At 57.0% G+C, this 11659-nt stretch carries 12 protein-coding genes; 11 read left to right on the top strand and 1 reads right to left on the bottom strand.

Going from position 1 to position 11659, the window contains the following annotated elements; translation table 11 throughout:
• Nucleotides 1-90: 90 nt before the first annotated feature.
• A complete protein-coding gene (hypA, locus tag F4V72_RS01060; RefSeq protein ID WP_023249364.1) occupies nucleotides 91-447 on the bottom strand; it encodes a hydrogenase maturation nickel metallochaperone HypA in 357 nt (118 codons plus the stop codon).
• Nucleotides 448-655: 208 nt separating this feature from the next.
• On the opposite strand from hypA, the gene hycA reads away from it, so the two are divergent.
• The 11 genes from hycA (at nucleotide 656) to hypF (ending at nucleotide 11657) form a co-directional block, all read left to right on the top strand.
• Nucleotides 656-1117, top strand: coding sequence for a formate hydrogenlyase regulator HycA (gene hycA, locus F4V72_RS01055; protein ID WP_053509063.1), 462 nt, complete (start codon nucleotides 656-658; stop codon nucleotides 1115-1117).
• A 145-nt stretch (nucleotides 1118-1262) separates the two neighbouring features.
• Entirely contained in the window at nucleotides 1263-1871 is a 609-nt protein-coding gene (hycB, locus tag F4V72_RS01050) for a formate hydrogenlyase subunit HycB (protein ID WP_001079163.1), read from the top strand.
• The gene (gene hycC / locus F4V72_RS01045) at nucleotides 1871-3697 is read left to right on the top strand and encodes a formate hydrogenlyase subunit 3 (protein ID WP_136058061.1); all 1827 of its coding nucleotides are present in this window, start codon (nucleotides 1871-1873) and stop codon (nucleotides 3695-3697) included. Before hycB ends, hycC begins: the two co-directional genes overlap by 1 nt.
• Nucleotides 3698-3699: 2 nt before the next feature.
• A complete protein-coding gene (locus tag F4V72_RS01040) occupies nucleotides 3700-4623 on the top strand; it encodes a respiratory chain complex I subunit 1 family protein (RefSeq protein ID WP_023249367.1) in 924 nt (307 codons plus the stop codon).
• Nucleotides 4624-4640: 17 nt separating this feature from the next.
• A complete protein-coding gene (hycE, locus tag F4V72_RS01035; RefSeq protein WP_053529361.1) occupies nucleotides 4641-6350 on the top strand; it encodes a formate hydrogenlyase subunit HycE in 1710 nt (569 codons plus the stop codon).
• A gap of 9 nt (nucleotides 6351-6359) precedes the next feature.
• Nucleotides 6360-6902 (top strand): formate hydrogenlyase subunit HycF, encoded by a 543-nt coding sequence (hycF, locus tag F4V72_RS01030; protein WP_053529360.1) that lies wholly within the window; start codon nucleotides 6360-6362, stop codon nucleotides 6900-6902.
• On the top strand, nucleotides 6902-7669 hold the full coding sequence (gene hycG, locus F4V72_RS01025; RefSeq protein ID WP_023180410.1) for a formate hydrogenlyase subunit HycG: 768 nt from the start codon (nucleotides 6902-6904) through the stop codon (nucleotides 7667-7669). The genes hycF and hycG overlap by 1 nt, the downstream gene beginning before the upstream one ends.
• Nucleotides 7666-8076 (top strand): formate hydrogenlyase maturation HycH family protein, encoded by a 411-nt coding sequence (locus tag F4V72_RS01020; protein WP_000003730.1) that lies wholly within the window; start codon nucleotides 7666-7668, stop codon nucleotides 8074-8076. The genes hycG and F4V72_RS01020 overlap by 4 nt, the downstream gene beginning before the upstream one ends.
• Nucleotides 8069-8539, top strand: coding sequence for a hydrogenase maturation peptidase HycI (gene hycI / locus F4V72_RS01015; RefSeq protein ID WP_053529358.1), 471 nt, complete (start codon nucleotides 8069-8071; stop codon nucleotides 8537-8539). Before F4V72_RS01020 ends, hycI begins: the two co-directional genes overlap by 8 nt.
• Before the next feature lie 192 nt (nucleotides 8540-8731).
• Complete coding sequence (hydN, locus tag F4V72_RS01010) at nucleotides 8732-9277, top strand: electron transport protein HydN (protein ID WP_023249373.1); 546 nt, start codon at nucleotides 8732-8734, stop codon at nucleotides 9275-9277.
• Nucleotides 9278-9422: 145 nt separating this feature from the next.
• Entirely contained in the window at nucleotides 9423-11657 is a 2235-nt protein-coding gene (hypF, locus tag F4V72_RS01005; protein ID WP_150342418.1) for a carbamoyltransferase HypF, read from the top strand.
• Nucleotides 11658-11659 lie beyond the last annotated feature (2 nt).

The following is an 11659-nucleotide window of genomic DNA, read 5'->3' as shown; positions in this document are numbered from 1 at the left end:
TTTCTGCCGAATGGCGACGCGAGCGTCTTATCCGGCCCACAGGTTGTCATCGTCGTTGTAGGCCGGGTAAGGCGAAGCCGCCATCTGGCATTAATCTTCTGTTCCATCAATCTCTATGCGCCGAATTTGTAAGCCATCATCGGCCACAATTCGCAGCGTATCGCTATGACATTGTGGACAACGCCGTACACGATGTGTCAACAACGTGACATATTGTTGACAATGCTCACACCAGCATTCGGCTTCCTGTTCTTCGAGGTGCAGTTTACAACCTTCTGCTATCGTGCCGCGGCATACCAGATCAAAACAAAAGGAAAGAGCGCTGGTTTCTACGCAAGAAAATGCGCCAATTTTGATCCAGACGGCTGTCACATGTTTTGCACCGTATGCTGAAGCCTGTTGTTCAATCAATTCCAGTGCCCGTTGGCAGAGGGTGATTTCGTGCATATCGCCTCCCGTAGTGGTTGCCCCCTGTAAAGCAATATTTATGCCAATGATTGCATCCCCTGGTAGGTCATGTCGACAATGACGAAATGACATGTCGTCACCGCGTCGAAACGGCAATAATTACGTCAATATGCTATTAAAACAATAGGTTAATAATTGGCATGAAAAATGCTTAACGCAGGCATCTCTGTTAAACGGGTAACCTGACATGACTATTTGGGAAATAAGCGAAAAAGCCGATTACATCGCGCAACGGCATCGTCGCCTACAGGACCAGTGGCATATTTACTGCAACTCGCTGGTTCAGGGGATCACCCTCTCGAAAGCGCGCCTGCATCACGCAATGAGCTGCGCGCCGGAAAGGGATCTTTGCTTTGTCCTGTTTGAGCACTTTCGTATTTACGTCGCGTTGGCGGATGGTTTTAACAGCCACACCATTGAATACTACGTTGAAACCAAAGATGGCGAAGATAAGCAATTGATTGCACAGGCACAACTCGATATCGACGGCAAGGTTGATGAACGGGTTAACAACCGCGATCGCGAGCAGGTGCTGGAGCACTATCTGGAAAAAATCGCCAGCGTTTACGACAGCCTCTATGCCGCGGTGGAAACCAACTCGCCGGTCAATTTGCGCCAACTGGTAAAGGGACACAGCCCGGCTGTATAAGCCTGAGGCGTTGCCCGCTTTGATTCGCGATGTGGCGCTGTGCCACGTCATGAATGTTTTGGGGATGGGCGTGTCGATAAGTGTCGAAAATGACATTTCAACGGCATGTTTTCGTCAAAAATGACAATCACCTGAGGAATGCCTGGTGAATCGTTTTGTAATTGCTGACTCCACTCTCTGTATCGGCTGTCACACCTGTGAGGCCGCCTGTTCAGAGACGCATCGCCAGCATGGCCTGCAATCAATGCCGCGCCTGAAAGTGATGCTGAATGAAAAAGAATCTGCGCCGCAGCTCTGTCACCACTGTGAAGATGCGCCATGCGCCACGGTATGCCCGGTTAACGCGATTAATCGCGTTGACGGCGCTGTCCAGCTTAATGAAAGCCTGTGCGTGAGCTGCAAACTGTGTGGTATTGCCTGTCCGTTTGGCGCTATTGAGTTTTCCGGCAGCCGTCCGCTGCATATTCCGGCGAACGCCAATACGCCGAAAGCGCCGCCCGCGCCGCCTGCGCCTGCGCGTGTCAGTACATTGCTCGACTGGGTGCCGGGCGTACGCGCTATCGCGGTGAAATGCGACCTGTGCAGTTTTGACGAGCAAGGCCCGGCCTGCGTACGTATGTGTCCAACCAAAGCGCTACACCTGGTGGATAACACGGATATCGCCCGCGCCAGCAAACGTAAACGTGAGCTGACGTTTAATACCGATTTTGGCGATCTCACCTTGTTTCAGCAGGCTCAGAGTGGGGATGCATAATGAGTTCACTTTCACTGATTACTAGCGGCGTAGCGTGGTTTGCCGCCGCCGCCGTTCTGGCGTTTCTGTTTTCGTTTCATAAAGCGCTGAGCGGCTGGATTGCCGGTATCGGCGGCGCGGTCGGCAGCCTGTGTACGGCAGGCGCGGGGTTCACCGTACTGAACAGCGCCGTTACGGTTAGCGGCGTGATGCCGTTTACCGGCCACATGCTGCAAATTACGCCGCTGAATGCTATCTGGCTGATTACTCTGGGGCTGTGCGGTCTGTTCGTCAGCCTGTTCAATATCGACTGGCATCGCCATCCACAGGTAAAAGCCAACGGACTGTTGGTCAACGTGCTGATGGCGGCAGCCGTCTGCGCCGTGGTCGCCAGTAATCTGGGGACGATGGTGGTGATGGCGGAAATCATGGCGCTCTGCGCCGTGTTCCTTACCGGCGGTAGCAAAGAGGGCAAACTGTGGTTTGCGCTGGGTCGTCTCGGTACGCTGCTACTGGCAATCGCCTGCTGGCTGGTGTGGCAGCGCTACGGCACGCTGGATCTGGGGCTGCTGGATCAACGCGCTCAGCAACTGCCGCTGGGCTCCGATATCTGGCTGCTCGGCGTTATCGGTTTTGGTCTGCTGGCCGGGATTATCCCGCTACACGGCTGGGTGCCGCAGGCGCACGCTAACGCCAGCGCTCCCGCCGCCGCGCTGTTCTCGACCGTAGTGATGAAAATCGGGCTGCTGGGCATTCTGTCGCTGTCGCTGATTGGCGGTAATGCGCCGCTGTGGTGGGGCGTGGCGCTGCTGGTGCTTGGGATGATCACCGCCTTTGTCGGTGGCCTGTATGCGCTGATGGAGCATAACATTCAGCGTTTGCTGGCCTATCACACGCTGGAAAATATCGGCATCATTCTGCTCGGTCTGGGCGCAGGCGTTACCGGGATTGCTCTCAATCAGCCGGTACTGATCGCGCTGGGTCTGACCGGCGGACTCTATCATCTGCTGAACCATAGTCTGTTCAAAAGCGTACTGTTTTTGGGCGCGGGCAGCATCTGGTTCCGTACCGGTCATCGCGATATCGAAAAACTGGGCGGTATTGGCAAACGGATGCCGGTTATTTCTATCGCCATGCTGGTCGGTCTGATGGCGATGGCCGCGCTGCCGCCGCTGAACGGCTTTGCCGGCGAGTGGGTGATTTACCAGTCCTTCTTCAAACTGGGCAATAGCGGTGCGTTTGTTGGTCGTCTGTTAGGGCCGCTGCTGGCGGTTGGCCTGGCGATTACCGGCGCGCTGGCGGTGATGTGTATGGCGAAAGTTTACGGCGTGACGTTCCTCGGCGCGCCGCGCACGAAAGAGGCGGAAAACGCCAGTTGCGCGCCAATCCTGATGGGCGTCAGCGTGGTGGCATTGGCGATTTGCTGCGTACTGGGCGGGGTTGCCGCGCCGTGGCTGTTGCCGATGATTTCCACTGCGGTACCGTTGCCGCTGGAAACCGCGCACACCACCGTATCGCAGCCGATGATCACGCTGCTGTTGGTCGCCTGTCCGCTACTGCCGTTCATCATTATGGCGATGTTCAAAGGCAACCGTCTGCCATCGCGCTCCCGCGGCGCGGCCTGGGTGTGCGGCTACGACCACGAGCAGTCGATGGTGATCACCGCACATGGTTTCGCCATGCCGGTAAAAGAGGCCTTTGCCCCGGTACTTAAATTGCGTAAATGGCTTAACCCGGTATCGCTGGTGCCGGGCTGGCAGAACGCGACGGCAGCGGTGCTGTTCCGTCGTCTGGCGCTGATTGAACTGGCGGTGCTGGTGGTGATTGTGGTTTCACGAGGAGCCTGAAAATGAGTGTGTTTTATCCGTTAATTCAGGCGCTGGTGCTATTTGCCGTTGCGCCATTGCTGTCTGGTATTACTCGCGTGGCGCGCGCCCGTCTGCACAATCGTCGTGGGCCGGGCGTGTTGCAGGAGTACCGCGACATTATCAAACTGCTCGGTCGTCAGAGTATTGCGCCTGCGGATTCCGGCTGGGTTTTTCGCCTGACGCCGTTTGTGATGGTCGGCGTGATGCTGACTATCGCCACCGCGCTGCCGGTGGTGACCGTTGGCTCGCCGTTGCCGCAATTGGGCGATCTGATCACCTTAATTTACCTGTTCGCCATCGCCCGTTTCTTTTTCTCTATCGCGGGTCTGGATACCGGTAGCCCGTTTACTGCTATTGGCGCGAGCCGTGAAGCGATGCTTGGCGTGCTGGTGGAGCCGATTTTGCTGCTGGGCCTGTGGGTCGCCGCGCAGGTCGCGGGCTCTACCCATATTAGCAATATCACCGATACCATTTATCACTGGCCTGTCGCGCGCAGTATTCCGCTGATTCTGGCGCTGTGCGCCTGCGCTTTCGCTACCTTTATCGAAATGGGCAAGCTGCCGTTCGACCTGGCGGAAGCGGAGCAGGAGTTGCAGGAAGGGCCGTTGACCGAATACAGCGGTAGCGGCTTTGCGGTGCTGAAATGGGGCATTAGCCTTAAGCAACTGGTGGTGCTGCAAATGTTCGTCGGCGTGTTCCTGCCGTGGGGACAGATGGAAACCTTCAGCGCAGGCGGACTGTTGCTGGCGCTGGTGATTGCCGTCGTCAAGCTGATTGTCGGCGTACTGGTGATCGCCCTGTTTGAAAACAGCATGGCGCGACTGCGTTTTTGCGCCACTTCACGCGTGACCTGGGCCGGTTTTGGGTTTGCGTTTTTAGCCTTCGTCTCCTTGCTGGCGGCGTGATTTAAGAGAGTTTGAGCATGTCTGAAGAAAAATTAGGTCAACAATACCTTGCGGCGCTGCACCAGGCGTTTCCGGGCGTAGTGCTGGACGAAGCCTGGCAGACCAAAGATCAGCTGACTATTACGGTGAAAGTGAACTATCTGCCGGAAGTGGTGGAGTTTCTTTACTACCAGCAGGGTGGATGGCTGTCGGTGCTGTTCGGTAATGACGAACGCCAGTTGTGCGGCCACTATGCTGTTTATTACGTGATGTCGATGGAGCTGGGCACGAAGTGCTGGGTAACGGTGCGCGTTGAGGTTGATCCAAATAAGCCGGAATATCCCTCCGTCACGCCGCGCGTGCCGGCTGCCGTGTGGGGGGAGCGCGAAGTGCGCGACATGTACGGTTTAATCCCGGTCGGCCTACCGGACGAGCGCCGTCTGGTACTGCCGGACGACTGGCCGGATGAACTCTATCCGCTGCGTAAAGACAGCATGGATTATCGTCAGCGCCCGGCGCCGACCACCGATGCGGAAACCTACGAGTTCATTAACGAGCTGGGTGACAAGAAAAATAACGTGGTGCCGATTGGCCCGCTGCATGTCACTTCCGATGAACCGGGCCACTTCCGTCTGTTCGTCGATGGTGAAAACATTATCGACGCTGACTACCGCCTGTTCTACGTCCACCGCGGCATGGAAAAACTGGCGGAAACCCGCATGGGTTATAACGAAGTCACCTTCCTTTCGGATCGCGTGTGTGGTATCTGCGGCTTCGCACACAGCACCGCCTACACCACCTCCGTGGAAAACGCGATGGGCATTCAGGTGCCGGAACGCGCGCAAATGATCCGCGCTATTTTGCTGGAAGTGGAGCGTCTGCACTCGCATCTGTTAAACCTCGGCCTGGCCTGCCACTTTACCGGCTTTGACTCCGGCTTTATGCAGTTCTTCCGCGTGCGCGAAACCTCCATGAAGATGGCAGAAATCCTTACCGGGGCGCGCAAAACTTACGGCCTGAACCTGATCGGCGGGATTCGCCGCGATCTGCTGAAAGAGGATATGATCCAGACCCGTCAACTGGCGCAGCAGATGCGTCGCGACGTGCAGGAGCTGGTGGATATGCTGCTCAGTACGCCAAATATGGAGCAGCGTACCGTCGGTATTGGCCGTCTGGAACCGGAAATTGCCCGTGACTTTAGTAACGTCGGCCCGATGGTGCGCGCTAGCGGTCACGCCCGCGACACCCGCGCCGACCACCCGTTTGTCGGCTACGGTCTGCTGCCGATGGAAGTACATAGCGAGCAGGGTTGCGATGTGATTTCCCGTCTGAAAGTCCGTATCAACGAAGTCTACACCTCGCTGAATATGATCGACTTCGGTCTGGATAATCTGCCGGGTGGCCCGCTAATGGTGGAAGGCTTCACCTATATTCCGCACCGTTTTGCGCTCGGCTTCGCTGAAGCGCCGCGCGGCGATGATATCCACTGGAGCATGACCGGCGACAACCAGAAGTTGTACCGCTGGCGCTGCCGTGCGGCGACCTACGCCAACTGGCCGACTTTGCGCTATATGCTGCGCGGCAACACTGTCTCCGACGCGCCGCTGATTATCGGCAGCCTTGACCCGTGCTACTCCTGTACCGACCGTATGACTGTGGTCGATGTGCGTAAGAAGAAGAGCAAAGTCGTGCCGTACAAAGAACTTGAGCGCTACAGCATTGAGCGTAAAAACTCGCCGCTGAAATAAGGAATCGCCATGTTTACCTTTATCAAAAAAGTTATCAAAACCGGCACGGCGACCTCGTCTTATCCGCTGGAGCCGATTGCGGTTGATAAAAACTTCCGCGGCAAGCCGGAACATAACCCGCAGCAGTGCATCGGCTGCGCCGCCTGCGTTAATGCCTGCCCGTCGAACGCGCTGACGGTAGAAACCGATCTTGCGACCAATGAGCTGGCCTGGCAGTTCAACCTTGGGCGTTGTATTTTCTGCGCCCGCTGCGAGGAAGTATGCCCGACGGCGGCGATTAAACTGTCACAGGAATATGAACTGGCGGTGTGGAAGAAAGAGGATTTTCTGCAACAGTCCCGCTTTGCACTGTGTCACTGCCGCGTTTGTCACCGTCCTTTTGCCGTGCAAAAAGAGATTGATTACGCCATTGCGCTGCTCAAACACAACGGCGACAGCCGCGCGGAACATCACCGCGAAAGCTTTGAGACTTGCCCGGACTGTAAGCGTCAGAAATGCCTGGTGCCGTCCGACCGTATTGAACTGACTCGCCATATGAAAGAGGTCAGCTAATGAGCAATTTATTAGGCCCGCGTGACGCCAACGGCATTCCGGTACCGATGACGGTGGATGAATCCATCGCCAGCATGAAGGCGTCTCTACTGAAAAATATTAAGCGTTCGGCATACGTTTACCGCGTGGACTGCGGCGGCTGTAACGGCTGTGAAATCGAAATCTTTGCGACGCTTTCGCCGCTGTTTGATGCCGAGCGTTTCGGCATCAAAGTGGTACCGTCGCCGCGCCATGCCGATATTCTGCTGTTTACCGGCGCGGTAACCCGCGCCATGCGCTCTCCGGCGCTGCGTGCCTGGCAGTCGGCGCCGGACCCGAAAATTTGTATCTCTTACGGCGCCTGCGGCAACAGCGGCGGCATTTTCCATGACCTGTACTGCGTCTGGGGCGGTACGGATAAAATCGTCCCGGTGGATGTGTATATTCCAGGCTGCCCGCCAACGCCTGCGGCGACGCTGTATGGCTTTGCGATGGCGCTTGGCCTGCTGGAGCAGAAAATCCACGCGCGCGCGCCAGGGGAACTGGACGACCAGGCGGCGGAAATTCTGCATCCGGATATGGTGCAGCCGCTGCGCGTGAAGGTAGATCGCGCGGCGCGTCGGCTGGCGGGTTATCGCTATGGTCGTCAGATCGCCGATGATTACCTGACACAGTTGGGACAAGGTGAGCAGCAGGTGGCGCGTTGGCTGGAAGCGGAAAACGATCCGCGTTTAACCGAAATTGTCACCCATCTCAATCATGTTGTTGAAGAGGCGCGTATCCGATGAGCGAACAGGTGGTGTTCAGTCAACTGAGCCGTAAGTTTATTGATGAGAACGATGCGACGCCCGCCGAGGCGCAGCAGGTTGTCTATTACAGCCTGGCGATTGGCCACCACCTGGGGGTCATCGATTGTCTGGAGGCCGCGCTCACCTGCCCATGGGATGAGTATCTGGCGTGGATCGCCACCCTGGAAGCCGGTAGCGATGCCCGGCGTAAAATGGAAGGCGTGCCGAAGTATGGCGAGATCGTTATCGATTTTAACCATGTGTCGATGCTGGCGCGCGCGTTTGATAACGCGCGCGCCGCGCAGACCCCGCAGCAGCAAGAATGGAGTAAACTGATGCTCAGTATGCTGCATGACATTCATCAGGAAAGCGCCATCTACCTGATGGTGAGGAGGCTTCGTGACTGACGTTTTACTCTGTGTCGGCAATAGCATGATGGGCGACGACGGCGCAGGCCCGTTACTGGCAGAAATGTGCGCGGCGCAGCCGAAGGGGAATTGGGTGGTGATTGATGGCGGCAGCGCGCCGGAAAATGACATTGTGGCGATTCGCGAACTGCGTCCTGACCGCCTGTTGATTGTCGACGCCACCGACATGGGACTTAACCCGGGCGAGATCTGCATTATCGATCCGGATGATATCGCTGAAATGTTTATGATGACCACCCACAATATGCCGCTGAACTATCTGGTCGATCAGCTCAAAGAGGATGTCGGCGAGGTGATTTTTCTCGGTATCCAGCCGGATATCGTCGGGTTTTATTATCCGATGACCCAGCCGATTAAGGACGCGGTAAACACCATCTATCAGCGCCTGGAAGGGTGGCAGGGAAACGGCGGATTTGCGCGACTGGAAGCGCCGGAGGCGTAACTTTTTGATGCCGAATGAGGTATTCGGCATTTCTTTCATCCCCTGAACGGTTGTCATCCGTCATCGTCACTTGTGTCGATGACATGCTTTTTCCCTCCGGTTAAAATAAAATACCATTATATAACATATGGTTAAATGTTGGCACGATTTGTGTATACATCGGCACATCATCTGTTATTGCTGGAGAATTTGATGAACCGTTTCATCATTGCTGACGCGAGTAAGTGCATTGGTTGCCGTACCTGTGAAGTGGCCTGCGTCGTATCCCATCAGGATAATCAGGATTGCGCATCGCTGACCCCTGAAACCTTTTTACCTCGTATCCATGTCATCAAAGGCGTGAACGTCTCTACGGCAACGCTGTGTCGCCAGTGTGAAGATGCGCCGTGCGCCAACGTCTGCCCGAATGGCGCCATCAGCCGCGACAAAGGCTTTGTTCATGTGATGCAGGAACGCTGCATTGGTTGTAAAACCTGCGTGGTGGCATGTCCTTACGGTGCCATGGAAGTGGTGGTGCGCCCGGTGGTTCGCAATAGCGGCGCGGGGCTGAACGTGCGTGCCGAAAAAGCCGAAGCCAACAAGTGCGATCTGTGTCACCATCGTGAAGCCGGTCCAGCCTGTATGGACGCCTGTCCAACGCACGCCCTAATCTGTGTCGACCGTAATAAGCTTGAACAGCTTAGCGCGGAAAAACGCCGTCGTGCGGCGCTGGATTCAACGGCATCTCTGCTTTTCTGATTTCTGCGATTGCGCGTAGAATACGCCACAAAGCATTGCCGGATGGCGGCATCAATGCCTTATCCGGCCTACGGTTCGTGCGATTGTAGGCCTGATAAGCGCGGCACCATCAGGCATCCGGGTTCGATGATGGCGGGAAAATGAGATGGTGACAGACACGCCTTCCGGCGTACAGCTACGCATTCGGGGCAAAGTACAGGGCGTCGGTTTTCGTCCTTTTGTCTGGCAGCTAGCGCAGCAGTTGCGATTACACGGCGACGTGTGTAATGACGGCGACGGCGTCGTCGTTCGGCTGCTGGAGGAGCCGTCGCAATTTATTGCCGCGCTCTATCAGGATTGTCCGCCGCTGGCGCGCATTGACAGCGTTGAACACGCGTCGTTGATATGGGAGCGCACACCAATGGATTTCGCCATTCGTCAGAGCGCAGGCGGTTCGATGAACACGCAAATCGTGCCGGATGCGGCGACCTGCCCGGCATGTCTTGCCGAGATGAATACCCCTGGCGAGCGGCGCTACCGTTATCCCTTCATCAATTGCACCCACTGCGGACCACGCTTCACCATTATTTGCGCTATGCCCTATGACCGGCCATTTACGGTGATGGCGACGTTTCCCCTGTGTCCGGAATGCGACAGCGAATACCGCGATCCGTATGATCGCCGTTTCCATGCTCAGCCCGTCGCCTGTCCGGCCTGCGGGCCGCAGCTTGAGTGGCGAAGCCAACATGAACGAGCGGAAAAAGAGGCGGCATTACAGGCGGCGGTAGCAATACTTAAGGCTGGTGGTATCGTGGCGGTGAAGGGAATTGGCGGCTTTCATCTCGCTTGCAATGCGCGTAATGACGAGACGGTGGCGAAATTGCGGGCGCGCAAACGCCGCCCGGCTAAACCGTTGGCCGTTATGCTGCCGGACGCAGAGGCGTTGCCGGAGGCGGCGCGCCGTTTGCTCGCTACTCCCGCAGCCCCGATTGTGCTGGTGGATAAGCAATATGTGCCTTTGCTGTGTGAGGGCATCGCGCCGGGGCTTACTGAGGTGGGCGTGATGTTGCCAGCCAACCCATTGCAACATCTTTTGTTGCAGGAGCTCAATGACCCGCTGGTGATGACATCCGGCAACCTGAGCGGCAGACCACCCGCCATCACCAACGAACAGGCGCTGGACGATTTACACGAAATTGCCGATGGTTTTTTGTTGCACAATCGCGACATTGTACAGCGCATGGACGACTCTGTCGTGCGCGACAGCGGCGAAATGCTGCGTCGTTCGCGGGGATACGTGCCGGACGCGATTGCGTTGCCGCCCGGATTTCGCGATGTGCCGCCGATACTTTGTCTGGGCGCGGATCTGAAAAACACGTTCTGTCTGGTACGCGGCGAACAGGCGGTTGTCAGCCAACATTTGGGCGATCTCAGCGATGATGGTATCCAGGCGCAGTGGCGCGAGGCATTGCGTCTGATCCAGTCAATCTACGATTTTACTCCAGAGCGTATCGTCTGTGATGCGCATCCGGGTTATGTTTCCAGTCAGTGGGCCAGTGAGATGTGTCTGCCGACTGAGACTGTGTTACACCATCATGCCCATGCGGCGGCTTGCCTGGCCGAGCATGGTTGGCCGCTGGACGGCGGAGAGGTGATTGCCCTGACGGTAGACGGTATCGGGATGGGCGAGAATGGCGCGCTATGGGGTGGAGAATGTCTGCGGGTCAATTATCGCGAATGCGAACATTTAGGGGGGTTACCCGCCGTGGCGCTGCCGGGAGGCGATCTGGCTGCCAAACAGCCGTGGCGTAATCTGTTAGCGCAGTGCCTGCGCTTTGTGCCGGACTGGCAGGATTACCCGGAGACAGCGGGGCTGCAACAGCAAAACTGGAATGTCCTGGCGCGTGCCATTGAGCGCGGCGTCAATGCCCCGTTGGCCTCTTCCTGCGGGCGGTTGTTTGACGCGGTGGCCGCCGCGCTTCGCTGCGCGCCAGCATCGCTTAGCTATGAGGGCGAGGCCGCCTGCGCGCTGGAGGCGCTGGCCTCTCAATGCGCTAACGTTGAGCATTCGGTAACGATGCCGCTTAACGGCGCTCAACTGGACGTAGCCGTTTTCTGGCGGCAATGGTTGAACTGGCAGGCCGCGCCCGCGCAACGCGCCTGGGCTTTTCATGATGCGCTGGCGTGCGGGTTTGCCACGCTAATGCGCCAACAGGCTACGGCGCGGGGGATAACCACTCTGGTCTTCAGCGGCGGGGTGATACACAACCGCTTACTGCGCGCGCGTCTTGCCTTTTACCTTTCTGATTTTAATTTGTTATTTCCGCAGCGGTTACCGGCGGGCGATGGCGGATTATCGTTGGGGCAAGGGGTCATTGCGGCGGCGCGCAGGTTGGCCTGATG

Source organism: Salmonella enterica subsp. diarizonae, from assembly GCF_008692785.1.
Taxonomy (GTDB): Bacteria; Pseudomonadota; Gammaproteobacteria; order Enterobacterales; family Enterobacteriaceae; genus Salmonella; species Salmonella diarizonae.
Note: the sequence above shows the minus strand (reverse complement) of the source record. Positions and strands in the feature narration are given on the sequence as shown.